The sequence below is a fragment of the Pantoea phyllosphaerae genome (genome assembly GCF_051025595.1).
Taxonomy (GTDB): Bacteria; Pseudomonadota; Gammaproteobacteria; order Enterobacterales; family Enterobacteriaceae; genus Pantoea.
Genome location: NZ_JBPFDE010000006.1, coordinates 130,194 through 145,576, shown reverse-complemented (window position 1 = coordinate 145,576; position 15,383 = coordinate 130,194). Strand labels below are relative to the sequence as shown.

The 15,383-nt window shown below is 59.7% G+C and carries 15 protein-coding genes; 7 read left to right on the top strand and 8 right to left on the bottom strand.

All coding sequences use genetic code 11. The features are described from left to right. Positions 1 to 43 precede the first annotated feature (43 nt). Complete coding sequence (locus ACR6A7_RS10450; protein WP_434124799.1) at positions 44 to 1,171, bottom strand: branched-chain amino acid ABC transporter substrate-binding protein; 1,128 nt, start codon at positions 1,169 to 1,171, stop codon at positions 44 to 46. 400 nt (positions 1,172 to 1,571) lie between these two features. Between ACR6A7_RS10450 and panM the strand changes: the two genes are divergently transcribed. Next, positions 1,572 to 1,958, top strand: coding sequence for an aspartate 1-decarboxylase autocleavage activator PanM (panM, locus tag ACR6A7_RS10445; RefSeq protein ID WP_434124798.1), 387 nt, complete (start codon positions 1,572 to 1,574; stop codon positions 1,956 to 1,958). 46 nt (positions 1,959 to 2,004) lie between these two features. On the opposite strand, the gene rpoH is transcribed toward panM, so the two are convergent. From rpoH to ftsY, 4 genes are all read right to left on the bottom strand, one after another. Continuing rightward, positions 2,005 to 2,862: an RNA polymerase sigma factor RpoH gene (rpoH, locus tag ACR6A7_RS10440; protein ID WP_033753215.1), complete on the bottom strand. Its 858-nt coding sequence runs from the start codon at positions 2,860 to 2,862 to the stop codon at positions 2,005 to 2,007. A 243-nt stretch (positions 2,863 to 3,105) separates the two neighbouring features. Next, positions 3,106 to 4,089, bottom strand: a complete 984-nt coding sequence (ftsX, locus tag ACR6A7_RS10435; RefSeq protein ID WP_434124797.1) for a permease-like cell division protein FtsX — start codon at positions 4,087 to 4,089, stop codon at positions 3,106 to 3,108. Further along, entirely contained in the window at positions 4,079 to 4,747 is a 669-nt protein-coding gene (ftsE, locus tag ACR6A7_RS10430) for a cell division ATP-binding protein FtsE (protein WP_123800667.1), read from the bottom strand. Before ftsE ends, ftsX begins: the two co-directional genes overlap by 11 nt. Before the next feature lie 5 nt (positions 4,748 to 4,752). Then, a complete protein-coding gene (gene ftsY / locus ACR6A7_RS10425; RefSeq protein WP_434124796.1) occupies positions 4,753 to 6,225 on the bottom strand; it encodes a signal recognition particle-docking protein FtsY in 1,473 nt (490 codons plus the stop codon). 235 nt (positions 6,226 to 6,460) lie between these two features. On the opposite strand from ftsY, the gene rsmD reads away from it, so the two are divergent. Both rsmD and ACR6A7_RS10415 read left to right on the top strand, forming a co-directional pair. Beyond that, the gene (gene rsmD, locus ACR6A7_RS10420) at positions 6,461 to 7,060 is read left to right on the top strand and encodes a 16S rRNA (guanine(966)-N(2))-methyltransferase (RefSeq protein WP_434124795.1); all 600 of its coding nucleotides are present in this window, start codon (positions 6,461 to 6,463) and stop codon (positions 7,058 to 7,060) included. Further along, on the top strand, positions 7,050 to 7,322 hold the full coding sequence (locus tag ACR6A7_RS10415; protein ID WP_033753227.1) for a DUF1145 family protein: 273 nt from the start codon (positions 7,050 to 7,052) through the stop codon (positions 7,320 to 7,322). Before rsmD ends, ACR6A7_RS10415 begins: the two co-directional genes overlap by 11 nt. Before the next feature lie 246 nt (positions 7,323 to 7,568). Here the strand turns inward: ACR6A7_RS10415 and ACR6A7_RS10410 are convergent, their stop codons facing one another. Continuing rightward, positions 7,569 to 7,925, bottom strand: a complete 357-nt coding sequence (locus tag ACR6A7_RS10410; protein WP_216492955.1) for a DUF2500 domain-containing protein — start codon at positions 7,923 to 7,925, stop codon at positions 7,569 to 7,571. A 158-nt stretch (positions 7,926 to 8,083) separates the two neighbouring features. On the opposite strand from ACR6A7_RS10410, the gene ACR6A7_RS10405 reads away from it, so the two are divergent. After that, entirely contained in the window at positions 8,084 to 8,713 is a 630-nt protein-coding gene (locus tag ACR6A7_RS10405) for a lysoplasmalogenase (RefSeq protein WP_434124794.1), read from the top strand. 86 nt (positions 8,714 to 8,799) lie between these two features. Next, positions 8,800 to 11,103 (top strand): zinc/cadmium/mercury/lead-transporting ATPase, encoded by a 2,304-nt coding sequence (locus tag ACR6A7_RS10400; RefSeq protein WP_434124793.1) that lies wholly within the window; start codon positions 8,800 to 8,802, stop codon positions 11,101 to 11,103. 12 nt (positions 11,104 to 11,115) lie between these two features. Here ACR6A7_RS10400 and tusA read toward each other — a convergent pair whose 3' ends face one another. Then, complete coding sequence (gene tusA, locus ACR6A7_RS10395; protein ID WP_033753239.1) at positions 11,116 to 11,367, bottom strand: sulfurtransferase TusA; 252 nt, start codon at positions 11,365 to 11,367, stop codon at positions 11,116 to 11,118. A gap of 203 nt (positions 11,368 to 11,570) precedes the next feature. Between tusA and ACR6A7_RS10390 the strand changes: the two genes are divergently transcribed. Both ACR6A7_RS10390 and ACR6A7_RS10385 read left to right on the top strand, forming a co-directional pair. Further along, a complete protein-coding gene (locus ACR6A7_RS10390) occupies positions 11,571 to 12,236 on the top strand; it encodes a 7-cyano-7-deazaguanine/7-aminomethyl-7-deazaguanine transporter (RefSeq protein ID WP_434124792.1) in 666 nt (221 codons plus the stop codon). A 117-nt stretch (positions 12,237 to 12,353) separates the two neighbouring features. Further along, positions 12,354 to 12,908, top strand: a complete 555-nt coding sequence (locus ACR6A7_RS10385) for a DcrB family lipoprotein (RefSeq protein WP_033753537.1) — start codon at positions 12,354 to 12,356, stop codon at positions 12,906 to 12,908. Between the two features lie 204 nt (positions 12,909 to 13,112). On the opposite strand, the gene ACR6A7_RS10380 is transcribed toward ACR6A7_RS10385, so the two are convergent. Continuing rightward, positions 13,113 to 15,026 (bottom strand): bifunctional 5-dehydro-2-deoxygluconokinase/5-dehydro-2-deoxyphosphogluconate aldolase, encoded by a 1,914-nt coding sequence (locus tag ACR6A7_RS10380; protein ID WP_434124791.1) that lies wholly within the window; start codon positions 15,024 to 15,026, stop codon positions 13,113 to 13,115. Between the last annotated feature and the right edge of the window lie 357 nt (positions 15,027 to 15,383).

Genomic DNA, 15,383 nt, shown 5'->3' with positions numbered 1-15,383 from the left:
ATCCCCTGCCGACGCGGCAAGGGATTGGTCTGTCGATGGAACATTACTTAACTGCGGTTGAAGAACCGTCTTTGTGCCATTTGAATACGCCGAACTCGAAGCCTTTCAGATCGCCTTTCTGATCCCAGCTCAGGTTGCCCATCACTGTCGGCACCGGCTCGCCGCCCTTCAGGTTTTTCGCAATCTCTTCCGGCTCGTCGCTCTTGCTGCGCTCAATGCCAGCCGCCAGCGACTGGATCGCCGCATAGGTGGTCCAGACGAACGGACCGGTCGGATCCTTGCGGTTCTGCGCGCTGTTGGTCTTGATAGCATCGACAATCGCCTTGTTCTCCGGCAGCTGGTCATAGCGCTTCGGCAGCGTTACATAGATGCCTTCCGAGGCGTCGCCCGCGATATTGGAGAGCGAGGCGTTGCCCACGCCTTCCGGTCCCATAAAGCCGGCGTTCAGGCCAGCCGCTTTCGCCTGGCGCAGAATCTGGCCCATTTCCGGGTAGTAACCGCCGTAGTAAACGAAGTCGACGTTCTCTTTCTTCAGGCGCGCGATCAGCGTAGAGAAGTCTTTATCACCCGCGGTAATGCCTTCAAACAGCACCACGTTGCCGCCTTTCGCCTTCAGGGTTTTCTGCACCGATTCCGCCAGGCCCTGGCCGTACTGCTGCTTGTCATGCACCACGGCGATACGTTTAGGCTTGATTTGGTCGAGAATATAGTTTGCCGCGGTCGGCCCCTGATCGGAGTCCAGGCCGGTGGTGCGCATAATGGTTTCGTAACCGCGGGCGGTCAGCTCCGGCGCGGTAGCGGCCGGGGTAATCATCAGCACGCCTTCGTCGTTATAGATGTCGGACGCAGGCTGAGTAGAAGAGGAGCAAAGATGGCCGATAACGTACTTGATGCCGTCGTTGACGACCTTGTTCGCCACCGCCACCGCCTGTTTCGGGTCGCAGGCGTCGTCATACTCCACGCCCACCAGCTTATTGCCGTTTACGCCGCCTTTGGCGTTGATATCCTTAATCGCCTGCGCGGCGCCGGTGAACTGCATATCGCCATACTGCGCGACCGGGCCGGTTACGGCACCGACGATAGCGATTTTGATGTCGTCAGCCAGAGCGGCGTGGCTCATCGCCAACGCAACGCAACCCGCCAGTAATGCGCGGCCTTTACTCATTTTCATGCGGACTTCCCCATCTTGTTGTGTCTGTGATTTGTGGTTTGCTTTTGCTACCGGATAAAGCTGAAAAATGATGTTTATGAATGATTTAGCGAACTTTTCCGGTATTTTTTGGTAATAAGGCTTTATTTTTCAGGTTATTAAACAGGAAGTTTCTTCTGTAAATCAACTGACACATTGGGAAATAGCCAGCTGAAACAGCATAATCATCTGGTTGTTATGCAGGCTCATCCGCTATTTCTCCAGCGCGTTATGCTGGCTTTTACGCCGCTTATTGTTCTTTATCTCCTCTATCCTGGCATCCAGACCATCTTTTGACCTGTTTTCAACTTAAAAAAGTGACGGCGCTCTGACTGTCTAAATTCGCTACACTATGCCCTTTCGACTAGTACAGGTGTTTGTTATGAAACTCACTATTCTGCGCCTGACCACGCTGAGCGCGCAGGACCGCATCGACCTTGCGAAAATCTGGCCAGATGAGGAGATCGCTGCGCTGGAGAGCAGCCTGAACGAAAATGTTCGCCTTTATGCCGCCCGTTTTAATGCGCGGCTGCTGGGTGCCTTAAAGCTGACGCTCGTGGGAACCCAGGGGACTATTTCACAGCTGGAGGTGCGCGAGGTGACGCGCCGTCGCGGCGTAGGGCGTTATCTGTTGGAAGAGACGCTTGCACAAAATGGCTCGGTCTCAAGCTGGTGGGTGGCGGACGAAGGCAGCGCGAATCAGGGCGAGCGCGCGGCGTTTATGCAGGCCTGCGGTTTTCGCGCGCAGGCGGATGGCTGGGTGAAATAGCGGGCAAAAAAAAGGGCGACTCGCGTCGCCCGTTTTTGCCGTTCCGTTATGCCTCAATTGCCATGCGGAGTTTTTTCATGGCATTTTTTTCCAGCTGCCGTACGCGTTCGGCCGACACGCCGTAGCGATCTGCCAGTTCCTGCAGCGTGGTTTTGTTATCTTCATCCAGCCAGCGGGCGCGGATGATATGTTGGCTACGCTCGTCGAGGCCCTGCATCGCATCGCTCAGCTTATCCGCCGCGTGCGATTCCCAGTTATCCTCTTCGATGCCGTCGGCAAAGTCTGACGTTTTATCCTGCAGATAGAGCACCGGCGCCATCGCTTTGCCTTCGCCGCTCTCATCGTCGGCAGACATATCGAAGGTCATATCCTGCGCAGCCATACGCGATTCCATTTCACGCACGTCTTTGCTGCTTACGCCCAGTTCACGCGCCACCATCTCGACTTCGTCCTGATTGAACCAGCCCAGACGCTGCTTGGTTTTACGCAGGTTAAAGAACAGCTTGCGCTGTGCTTTTGTGGTAGCGACCTTCACGATACGCCAGTTGCGCAGCACGTATTCGTGAATCTCGGCTTTAATCCAGTGCACGGCGAAAGAGACCAGGCGCACGCCCACTTCAGGATTAAAGCGACGCACCGCCTTCATCAGGCCGATGTTCCCTTCCTGAATCAGGTCCGCCTGAGGCAGGCCGTAACCGGAATAATTACGAGCGATATGAACTACAAAGCGCAGGTGAGACAGGATCAGCGTTTTAGCCGCATCCAGATCGCCCTGGTAATGCAGCCGTTCAGCCAGCGCTTTTTCCTCTTCTGCCGACAGCATCGGCCAGACGTTGGCGGCCCGAACATAAGATTCCAGGTTGCCAAGAGGAGCAATAGCTAAAGTTTGCATTTCTTTGGTCATTCAAACCCTCACAATGATGATTAAGTTGCTGCGTCTTCCCTTTGAGCAGACGTTACCTTAAGTCAACGCCGGGGAAAATCCGAAAGCAATCTGTGCTACTTAGAGTAGCCAAGTTATCCACAAGTTCAATTATAGCAGTGAATATTTTACACACAGATGACGAGACGGGAAGAGAGGGAAGTTCCTCTGCGCCCGGATCGTCGGCAGCAGAGGAACATTATACCAAAAAAACGTTGCAGGCGGTTACTGGGGCGTAAAACGACGTAAATGTTGCACCGTCGCCAGCCAGGCGGCGATCCAGCCGATGATCGCGGCGATCAGCAGTAGCAGCACCCCTTCGTCCCACGAGAAGCCTTCCAGCGAGAAGGTGGTGCCAAACACCTGCGCTACCTGTGCCACCACCGACTGCAGACGCAGCACCAGCACCTCAGAGAGGATCAGCGACAGCACCGCCCCGCTTAAGCCAAGCAGCGCGCCGCCGTAGAGGAACGGGCGCAGAATAAAGCCGTCGGTGGCACCAATCAGCTTCTGTACGTTAATGGTATCGCGCCGCGCGAAGATGCTAAGCCGCACGCTGTTGCCGATCACCAGGAACACCGCGACAATCATCAAAATGCCGATCATCGACGCGACCTGGCCCACCAGCCCGGTCAGCGCCGCCAGTCGGGCAAACCAGCTGTCGTCCATGCGCACTTCGTCGACGCCCTGCACTTTCGCGACGCTGTCGCGCAGGTTCTGCATGGTGTCAGAATTCTGGAAGTTAAGCTTCGGCGTAATAATCGCCACCGCCGGCAGCGGATTCTGCTCCAGCATATCCATCGCGCCGCCAAAGCCCGACCAGTTGCGGAACTCGTTCAGCGCCTCTTCTCGCGTCAGGTAGTTGACGTTATCCACGCCGTCGACCTGCTTGAGCTGCGCCACCACGTTTTCCGCGGCGGTATCGTCCAGCGTTTTCGACAGATAAACCGTCAGCTGCGGCGCGGGATACCACTGCGTCGCCGCCTGGCTGACGTTTTTCCACACCATATAGCAGACGCTGGGCAGCGTCAGCGAGATGGCGATCACCATCACCGTCAGGAGCGTCGCCAGCGGCTGGCGATACATATCTGACAGAGTGCCGCGCCACGCGTAGCGCCACTGTTCCTGCCAGCCGCCCTTCAGCGCTTTGCTTTTAGACGGCGCTTTCGCTTTAGGCGCAGCGGGGCGCTTGTTGCGTTTATTGACCATCGTGGCCTCCATGCAGGCGTCCCTGATTGAGCGTCATGACGCGATAGCGTCGCCGCGCGATCAGCCCGCTGTCGTGCGTCGCCATCAGTACGGTGACGCCTACGCGGTTAAACTCTTCGAACAGACGCAGGATATCTTCCGACAGCGCGTCGTCCAGGTTGCCGGTCGGTTCGTCCGCCAGCAGCACGGCGGGCTTGTTCACCACGGCGCGCGCAATGCCGACACGCTGCTGTTCGCCGCCGGAGAGCTGAATCGGAAAGCTTTTCGCTTTATCAAGCAGGCCAACTTTATCCAGCGCCGCTGAGACGCGGCGGCGAATATCTTCGCCGCTGGCGCCGGAAATAATCAGCGGGATGGCGACATTGTCGTAAACCGAACGATCCATCAGCAGGTGGTGATCCTGAAAGATCATGCCGATCTGGCGACGGAGGAACGGCACCTCGCTGTGGCGCAGCCGTGAAATATCGTGACCGCTGAACCAGATTTGGCCCGCGCTCGGCCGCTCGATGCCACAAATCAGCTTCAGCAGGGTACTCTTACCGGCGCCGGAATGGCCGGTCAGGAACGCCATTTCGCCCGGCCGCAGATGAAAATCTACCCCCTGCAGCGCCTGACGCCCGCCGAGATATGCCTTACTGACCTCTTCAAAGCGAATCATCCCAATTAGTCCTCTCGGGCAAACAGTGCCTCAATAAAATCTTCGGCCTTGAAGGGCCGTAAATCTTCTATGCCTTCCCCGACGCCGATATAGCGAATCGGGATGCCGAACTGATCGGCCACCGAGAAGATCACGCCGCCTTTCGCCGTACCGTCCAGCTTGGTCAGGGTAATACCGCTCAGGCCGACCGCTTCATGGAAGAGTTTCGCCTGGCTGATGGCGTTCTGGCCGGTGCTGGCGTCGAGGGTCAGCATCACTTCGTGCGGCGCCTCCTCGTCCAGTTTTTTCATCACGCGGGTGATTTTCTTCAGCTCTTCCATCAGGTGCGATTTGTTCTGCAGACGACCAGCGGTATCGGCGATCAGTACGTCAACGCCGCGCGCTTTCGCCGCCTGAATGGCGTCGAAGATCACCGAGGCGGAATCCGCGCCGGTATGCTGCGCCACCACCGGAATATGATTGCGTTCGCCCCACACCTGCAGCTGCTCCACGGCCGCCGCGCGGAAAGTATCGCCCGCCGCCAGCATGACCGATTTGCCCTGCGCCTGATACTGGCGCGCCAGCTTGCCGATGGTTGTGGTTTTGCCGACGCCGTTGACGCCGACCATCAGGATCACAAACGGCCCTTTGCCGCTGACGTCGAGCGGCGCGTCTACTTTCGCCAGAATGCCCGCCATTTCCGCTTTCAGCAGGCCGTAGAGCGCTTCCGCGTCGCGCAGCTGTTTGCGGTTCGCCTGCTGCGTCAGGTTAGTGATAATGCGGCGCGTGGTCTCGACGCCGACGTCGGCGATCAGCAGCTGCTCTTCCAGCTCTTCAAACAGCTCATCGTCGATTTTTTTGCCGCGGAACAGGCTGATAAAGCCGGAGCCGAGGTTCTGGCGCGTTTTGACCAGGCTGCGCTTCAGGCGCGCGAAGAATCCCTCTTTGGTGGGACGTTCCTGCTCCTGGGAGAGAATTGGCGCAGCGGCGAGCGGCAGATCGCTGACGGTGTCCTGCACCGCTTCGTCGGCAACCGTTGCCTCAGCCTCTTCTTCGGCGATGATCTCTTCCGCCACGTCATCCTGCGGCGCTTCTGCCAGCGCCAGCGCCGCCAGCGCTTCATCATCCAGCGGCTGCTCTTCTTCTGGCAGCGTTTCCGGCAAGAGCTCGTCTGCGACAGGCGTTGGCGCCAGCTCCGGCTCCTCTTCCGGAACGATCTCCTCCAGCGGCGCGATAATTTCCGCGTCCTGTGCTTTCTGGACGACCGCTTCCGCTTCTGGCTCTGGGGCAACGCGCTCTTCCTCGGCCTGCGCAGGTGCTTCGCGCTGCGCCTCGGCGACCTGTTCGGTCAGCTCGACGGTATGCGCCGCCTCGGTTTCCGCCTGCGCCAGCGCAGGCTCATCAGGCTGCTGCTCAGACGCTTCAGCAGGCTGTTGTGTCTCTTCTTCTTTGCCAAATCCCAGCCAGGAAAAAAAGCCACGTTTTTTCTCTTTTGCCATTGTGTGACGACACTCCTCGATGGCTTAATCCCGGTCGCTCGCTGTTCCCAGGGGATAAAAATTAGCTCTGGTTTTTACCGCCGAAAGGGCGAAAAACAGCAGAATTATGTATGACTTCAGCAACTCACTAGTCTAACACTTTCCAGCCAGCGCACCACAGCACCCTTTTTTACCGTTTCTTCTCACTCGTTCGCCCGTTAAACTACGCAACAAATTATGACGAGTTGTGAGCAAGATGAGTAAAACCCCTCGTAGCACAGGCGCTGCCGGACAAATCCGCATCATCGGCGGTCAGTGGCGCGGACGCAAACTGCCGGTGCCCGACAGCGCCGGACTGCGCCCCACCACCGATCGCGTTCGTGAAACCCTGTTTAACTGGCTGGCGCCGGTGCTGCAGCAGGCGCGCTGCCTTGACTGTTTTGCCGGTAGCGGCGCGCTCGGCCTGGAGGCGCTGTCGCGCTTTGCGGGTTCGGTGACGCTGCTGGAGCTGGAACGTCCGGTGGCGCAGCAGCTGGAGAAAAATGTAAACACCCTGCGCGCCAGCGACGCGCAGGTGATCAACGTCAATACCCTCAACTGGCTGGCCGCCTCCGGCGAGCCATACGACGTGGTATTCGTCGATCCGCCGTTCCGTAAAGGGCTGCTGGAGCAGACGCTGCAGCTGCTGGAACAGAATGGCTGGCTGGCGGACGAGGCGATGATTTATGTTGAGAGCGAAGTCGAGCACGGCGCGCCGCCGGTGCCCGCTAGCTGGGCGCTGCATCGCGAGAAGATCGCCGGACAAGTGGCGTATCGTTTATATCACCGACAACAAGAGACATCCGATGTTGCTTAATTTAGGCCGCCTGTTAATGCTGTGCGTCTGGGCTTTTTTACTTTTTAACCTGGTCGATCCCTACCCTAAACCGCTGCGCTATTTTATCCACGTCGCGCTGTTCTTTATGATCCTGATGCACGGGCTGCAGCTGACGCTGCTGCGCGCCACCCAGCCGAAGGATGCGCCGCCAATTGATCGCTGGACGCAAACCAAAATCTTTCTGTTCGGCGTGTTTGAACTGCTGGCGTGGCAGAAGGCCAATTTTCCGAAGAAGAAGTGAAACAGCGGGCTGAACAGCTTACAAGGTCTGCAAGCGGGTAAGACGAACCGAAGAGCAAAGCGTCCCGCGACAGGGACAAAAGCGCCGGGAGCGCTTTTGAACAACGTGTAACGTTGGCCCGGTGACGGGCGCGCCTCAGGGATGAGGTGCGTACTCGCGCGGGCCGAGCTGGCAAGGATGCCGCTTTTGCGTCTTTGCGATCGATTCGTCTTACCCGCGCTGGCCACTTTATCAAAATCCGCAGTTTTACTGCGCCGGCGTAAAGCTGACGAAGCGCGATCCCTGCATCTTCAGCTCGCCCTTCGCGCCGGTATCCATCTGGTTGTAGTCGCGCTCGCCCACAATCGCCTTAATATCGCTGGCGCCGTTCAGGGGATGGAACCAGGCTTCGTAGCGCATCTCTTCCCCCGCAATCACTTCGCGCTGGCGCGAGCGCCGGTTGGGCGACGGGTACTCCCGCTTGGTCTTGACCTTCACCATTAGCGTGCGCACCGGCGAGGCGTCGTTCACCGCCGCCTCGCGCCGCTGCTTGATAAACTGGCGCGTCGCCAGCACGGCGATAACGGCCAGTACGATAAAAAAGAGTAGCGGTGGTTTGCTCATGGTTTTTTCTCGTCTCGTTAAGCTCTGGAAAGCAGTGCGGGTGAAGCATACAACCAGAGTTGCCTGATTGTCACATTGTGAGGCCGTAACCTAAACTGAGATCGACTTATTGGGAATTTTCACCATCTGATGGACAGGTTGTCCTTAAGGGAGCAGCAATGCTTTGGTCATTTCTTGCCGTACTCTTCTCCGGTTGGCTCTATGTTGACGCATCCTATCGCGGCCCGCAGTGGCAGCGCTGGCTCTTCAAACCTATTACGCTGTTGCTGATGGTGGGCTGGGCCTGGCAGGCGCCGGTGCTGAAACCGACCGATTACCTGATTATCGCCGGACTGCTCGCGACGCTGGTCGGCGACGCGCTGCTGCTGCTGCCGCGCCAGCAGATGCTCTACGCGCTGGGGGCCTTCTTCCTCTCTCACCTGCTGTACACCATCTGCTTCGCCGCCGGCATGACGATGACCTTTTACTGGCCGATTCCGCTGACGCTGCTGATTATTGGCGCCATCACTATCGCGACCATCTGGAACCGCCTGGAGACGCTGCGCTGGCCGATCTGCACGCTGATCGGCATGACGCTGGTCATGACCTGGATGGCCGCCGAGCAGTATCTCTTCCGTCCCACCGACGACAGCTTCACGCTGGTAGTGGGCGCAAGCCTGCTGCTGCTGGCCAATATCGTCTGGTTCGTCAGCCACTATCGCCGCCGTTTTCGCGCCGACAGCGCTATCGTCGCCGCCTGTTACTTTGCCGGGCACTTTATGATTGTCCGCTCGCTGTGGCTTATCTGATGTAAAACCGGCCTTGACTCTGGAGTCGACTCCAGAGTGTAGGATGCAGTAGCGGGCGGGATCGCCCGTCCGTTACTGGAGGTTTTATGCAGCAACATCATCACGAACACGCCTGCGGCTGCGGCCGCTCTTGCCACACGCATTCCGCCACTAAACCGCTATGCGCCCTGCCTGGCGCGGCGTCTGCACGCCTGAACATCCGTGCCGCTTCACCTGTTCAGCCAGCCTGCGGGGGCGGTTGCTGCGAGGCGGACGGCAGCCCTGGCGAGGAGAGACATGCCGGCGACAGCGACGAAGAGAGCGACAGGCAAGGGCAAGGCGGCTGGCACCTGAGCTGGCGCGTCAGCGGCATGGACTGCCCCAGCTGCGCCCGTACCATTGAAACTGCCGTTGCCCAGCTGCCGCAGGTGCGGCAAACGCGCGTTGTATTCGCCAGTGAAAAGCTGCTGGTTGAGGCCAGTGCCGATGTCTCCGCCGCCGTAGAACAGACCGTTAAGCGCGCCGGATTTACCCTGGCCAGCGAGGCAACCGCTCCACCCGCCGCCTCCCGCTGGCGCGATAACCGCGCCATCATCGTGCTCGCTCTCCTGATGCTCGCCAGCTTTACGCTAAGCCAGTTTGCGCCGCGCTGGGGTGACGGGCTGTTTATCCTTACGACGCTGACTGGCCTGTGGCCGGTGGCGCGCAGCGCATGGCGACGCGCCCGCAGTGGCTCGCCCTTTACTATCGAAACGCTAATGAGCGTGGCTGCCGCCGGGGCGCTGCTGATCGGTGCCCATGCCGAAGCGGCGATGGTGCTGCTGCTGTTCCTGCTGGGCGAACGCCTGGAAGCTTTTGCCGCCGCGCGCGCGCGCAGCGGCGTGACGCAGCTGATGGCGCTACGCCCGGAAAACGCCACGCGCCTTAACGGCGACAGGCGGGAGAGCGTGGCGCTGGCGGCGCTGCGCCCTGGCGACGTTATCGAAGTGGCGGCAGGCGGACGCCTGCCGGTAGACGGCCGCCTGCTGAGCGACGAGGCGAACCTGGATGAAAGCGCACTCACCGGCGAATCGCTGCCGGTCACGCGTGAAAAAGGGGATGCGCTGCTGGCGGGCGCCACCAGCGTCGATCGCCTGATTCAGCTAGAGGTAACCTCTGAACCGGGTGCCAGCGCCATCGACCGTATTCTGACCCTGATTGAAGAGGCGGAGAGCCACCGCGCGCCGGTCGAGCGCTTTATCGATCGCTTCAGCCGTCTCTATACCCCGCTGATTATGCTGCTGGCCGCGCTGGTGATGGTGGTGCCGCCGCTGCTCGGCTTTGGCGGCTGGCTGCCGTGGATCTACAAAGGTCTGACGCTGCTGCTGATCGGCTGTCCCTGCGCGCTGGTGATCGCGACGCCCGCTGCGATAACCTCCGGCCTCGCCGCCGCCGCGCGTCAGGGGGCACTGATTAAGGGCGGCGCGGCGCTGGAGCGCCTCAGCCAGATACGCGCCATCGCCTTCGACAAAACCGGCACCCTGACGCAGGGCAAACCGCAGGTTACCGGCGTACTCCGCTTCACCTCCGCCTCGCAGGATGAGCTGCTGGCGCTAGCGGCCGCGGTGGAACAGGGCTCGACGCATCCGCTGGCCGCGGCGATTGTCGCGGCCGCCAGCGAGCGACAGCTGACCCTGCCCTCGGCCAGCCAGCAGATGACGCTGGCGGGCAGCGGCATCGCCGCGCAGGTCGAGGGCGCGCAGATCGCGCTGCTGTCCCCCGGCCGCGTCGACGCCTTGAGCGCCGCGCAGCGCACGCAGATCCTGCAGCAGGAAGAACAGGGGCAAACGCTGGTGGCGATCCTGCGCGACGGCGAACCGCTGGGCGCGCTGGCGCTGCGCGACAACCTGCGCGCCGACGCACGCGACGCCCTGGCTGAGCTGAAAAGAATGGGCATTGAGAGCCTGATGCTCACCGGCGACAACCCGCGTGCGGCAGCGGCGATCGCTGGCGAACTCGGCATCGACTTTCGCGCTGGCCTGCTGCCTGGCGACAAGGTCGACGCCATTCGCGCGCTAAGTCAGCAGCGCCCGCTGGCAATGGTCGGCGACGGCATTAACGATGCGCCCGCGATGAAGGCGGCCACAATCGGCATCGCCATGGGAAGCGGCAGCGATATTGCGCTGGAGACCGCCGACGCCGCGCTGACGCGCGATGCGCTGCCGCTGCTGCCGTCACTGGTGGCGCTTGCGCAGCGCACGCGTGCCACGCTGCGGCAAAATATCGCCATTGCGCTGGGGCTGAAGGCGCTGTTTCTGGTCACTACGCTGCTGGGCCTGACCGGCCTCTGGCTGGCGGTGGTCGCCGACTCCGGTGCAACGGCGCTGGTGACCGCTAACGCGCTGCGGCTGCTGCGCGCGCGTCGCAGGTAGCGGGCGCGACGATCAGGCGCCGAGGCCCTTCTGGATCAGGTAGTGATAAGGCAGGGTGTCGGTCTGCTGCGCCAGCAGGCGATGCTCCATAAAGCGGCAGAAGCCGGGAATGTCGCGCGTGGTGGCCGGATCGTCGGCGATAATCAGCAGCGTTTCTCCATCCTGCATGGTGCGGACCGTTTTGCGCACCATCATTACCGGCTCCGGGCAGCGCAGGCCCAGGGCATCCAGCTGATGATCGGCGTGGGAGAAGTTGTCGCTCATAAATCACTCGGTTCTAAACAGGGGGCGCTCATTTTAACGCGGCGCCCCGCAGACGCAAGACGAGAACGATTGCGTTAAAATTAACCATTGCGTAAATAGCACAACGCGGTAATATGCCGCGGTTTTTTAACGTTGACACCGTCGCGCGGGCTCAGCTTTGCGCGGCAATGGGTTCCCTCACCCCAATATGAAAAAGGTCCACTATGATCGCATTTTCTCTGCGTCAGCGTCAGCACGCGCTGGTCTGGCTCTCTCTGTTTCATCTGCTGGTGATTATCTCCAGCAACTATCTGGTGCAGCTGCCGGTATCCATTTTCGGCTTCCATACCACCTGGGGCGCATTCAGCTTTCCGTTTATTTTTCTGGCGACCGACCTGACCGTGCGCATTTTCGGCGCGCCGCTGGCACGCCGCATTATCCTCGCGGTGATGATCCCGGCGCTGTTTGTCTCCTATCTGGTCTCCAGCCTGTTTTACCAGGGCCAGTGGCAGGGCCTGGCGGCACTGCATAACGTTAACCTGTTCGTGGCGCGCATCGCCTGCGCCAGCTTTATGGCCTATGCGCTGGGTCAGATCCTCGACGTTCACGTCTTTAACCGCCTGCGCCAGCTGCCGCAGTGGTGGGTGGCGCCTGCTGCTGCCATGTTCCTCGGCAATATCAGCGATACGCTCGCCTTCTTCTTTATCGCCTTTTATAAGAGCACGGACCCGTTTATGGCCGCGCACTGGGTTGAGATCGCGCTGGTGGACTACAGCTTTAAAGTGCTGATCTGCGTGGTCTTCTTCCTGCCCGCCTACGGCGTGCTGCTCAATGCGATGCTGAAACGTCTGGCGGAGCGCTCGCAGCGCCCGCAGGTAAATTTCGGCTAACCGGCGATAGAGCCTTTCGCAATGACCCGCTAAGATCTTCTGACAATCGGGCGGTTGCTTTTGCCGCCTGATTCGAGTTGTATGAACGCCTTACTGGAATCAAATAAAGGGATTCAGATGCGAAACTTAGTGAAATATGCGGGTATTGGCTTACTGGTGCTGGGCCTGGCGGCCTGCGATCAGAAGAAAGATGACGCCACCGGCAGCAACGGCACCAGCGCCAGCCAGTCGGCGCAGAACGTCACGCTGATGGATGGCAAGCTGAGCTTCTCGCTGCCGGCAGGCATGTCGGACAAGAGCGGCAAACTGGGCAACCAGACGACCAATATGCACGTTTACGCCGATGAAACCGGCGCGCGCGCCGTGATTGTTATCGCAGGCGAGGCCACCAACGAAGGGCTGGATGTGCTGGCGCAGCGTCTGGAACAGCAGCAGCGCAACCGCGACCCGCAGCTGCAGGTCGTCTCCGACAAAGCGATTACCCTGAAAGATCAGCCTGCACAGCGTCTGGACAGCGTCGTCTCCGCCAATAACCAGACCTCATGGTCCTCAGTGATTCTGGCGAAGGTCGACGGCAAACTGCTGACGCTGCAGATTACGCTGCCAGGTGATAACCAGCAGCAGGCGCAGAGCGATGCGGACAGCATCGTTCAGAGCATCACGCTGAAATAAGCTATTGAAATGAAAACGACGGGATTGTTCCCGTCGTTGAGGTGAACTGCATTGTGCTGACGCGGGAGGCATAAACCGATCGCAAAGTCGCTTATGCATCCATGCTCGCTCGGCCCGCGCCTTCCCTGCCGCGGGACGCTTTGCTCTTCGGTTTATGCCTCCCGCTTTTTAAGCTTTAGAGCCGTCTGTATAAAAAGCCCGCGACTAACCGCGCGCAGCGCGCCAGTAGCCGATCAGCCGCAGATAGTTGCCCTTCACCTTCTCTACCAGCGCCGTATCATCCAGCTCGCCCTGCAGCCACTGGCGCGACGGCTGGCCGAAAATAGTGCGCCCGACCGCAAAGCCTTTCACCCAGGGCGCCTGCGCCGCCGCGGCGAAACCCGCCTTCAGCTGCTCTTCTGGTGCATCAAGCCCCAGCAGCAAAATGCCGCGACAGTAGGGATCCTGCTGCTCGATCAGGCCGCTAATCGCCTGCCAGCTCTCCGCCGACAGCGGCGGCAGCTTCCACCAGTCGGGCTTAATGCCCAGCTGATAAAAGTGGCTAAGCATGGTGAGGTAGTGAGCCTCGTCACGATCGGGATTGCTCTCTGGCAGAATCACCTCAAGCAGCAGTTCATGTCCGCTCTTGTTGCAGCCTTTCCAGACGTCCAGAACCAGCTCGTCCTGCTCTTTGCGCATCTCGGCGCTGTCGTGCGGATGGTAGAACACCAGACATTTCACTACGTGCTCGGCGGGCCAGTCGATCAGCTGCGAGCCGATATTGCCATGTTCCAGCCGCAGCGGCCGCGAACTGGGCAGCTCAATGGGACGGCCGATCCACCAGCCTCTGCCGGTAATGGCGTTCAGCGCTTTCTGCCCGTAAGTGGTATCGGCCAGAATACCGCTCTTGCTCTCCAGGCCCGCCTCAGACGCCGCCTCTTCAGCCGCCTTCAGCAACAGCACCTTCAACGCCGGGATCTTGCTCTCATCGACGCCCGCCTCGTGCGCCATATCGGCCAGCTGTTTGCGATGGTCGAAGGCGAAAACGTTCAGCTCTGGCCACTGCTGCTTGCGCGTGGTCACGCGATGCAGATGGTTAAGACGGGGATCGAGATCGGGGCGTTTCACCTCGCGGTCGCGGCTGAGAAAATCGTCCAGTTCCGCTTTGGTCGGCATCGCCGGCGCGCAGCCGTGACGCGATACCACCAGCGCACCGCAGGCGTTAGCGTAGCGACACGCCTGCTCCCAGCCCTCGTCATTAAGCCAGCCGCGCAGCAGCCCGGACATAAAGGCGTCGCCCGCACCCAGCACGTTGAGAACCTCGACCCGCACGCCGCTGTGCAGGCGCGTCTGCTCCCAGCTGTCGGGGATGTCGCCCTCGAACACTACGCAGCCCAGCGGACCACGCTTGCACACCAGCGTCGCCTGCGTCGCCTGGCGCACGCTTTTTAGCGCCGCCAGCGTATCGGTGCTGCCGCCCGCGATATGGAACTCCTCTTCTGTGCCGACAATCAGGTCGAAATAGTGCAGCACTTCCTGCAGCTGGCGCGTCACCTGCTGCGATTCGATAAAACGCGTTTCGCCGTCGCCGAGCGAGGTAAGCCCCCACAATACCGGGCGATAATCGATGTCGAGCGCGGTGCGCAGGCCGTTGCGCTTCGCAATATCGAGCGCTTTCAGCACCGCGGCGCGCGTCTGAGGATGCGACAGATGGGTGCCGGTCACCGCTACCGCGCGCGACGCCTTAATAAACTCTTCGTCGATATCTTCCGGCACCAGCCCCATATCGGCACAGTTATCGCGGTAGAAAATCAGCGGAAAGCTCTCTTCATCTTTGATGCCGAGGATCACCAGCCCCGTCAGGCGCTGCTTATCGGTAATCAGTCCCTCGGTATTACACCCCACGCGATTCAGCTCTTCGCGCAGAAAGCGGCCGTTGTGTTCATCGCCTACGCGCGCCAGCATGGCTGACTTCAGCCCCTGAATCGCGGTGCCATAAGCGACATTGCCGGAGGAGCCGCCGAGATATTTGGCAAAGGAGCTCATATCCTCCAGCCGCGCGCCAATTTGCTGACCATAAAGGTCGACGGCGATGCGTCCAATACAAATCACATCAAGCCGCTTCTGTTGTGTACTCATACCTGTTTTTTCCTTCTGTGATAAGCAGACACGCGGGCCAGAAAGTCGACATCCCGGCGTGCGTCTGGTTTTTGCCCTTGCCAGACTGACGATAAAGCGAGTATGAGGAATAAAAATTCCAAACACAATATGAAATGAAACGTACATCGCGATTTTGTGAACCAGGTAAAACTCTGCATTGGCCGCGCATTATGCACGCCATATTTACGCTGTTTCACCCCGTTTCAGGGCTACGCGGCCTGTGGGGCCAGATGAGCCAGGCGGAATGGAAGCCGCTGAAATAGAATGAAATTATCCATATCCTCCGCTTTTCTCACTTCATGTTTCACTCAGCCTCTCGCTGTTCGCGCTGAGAAG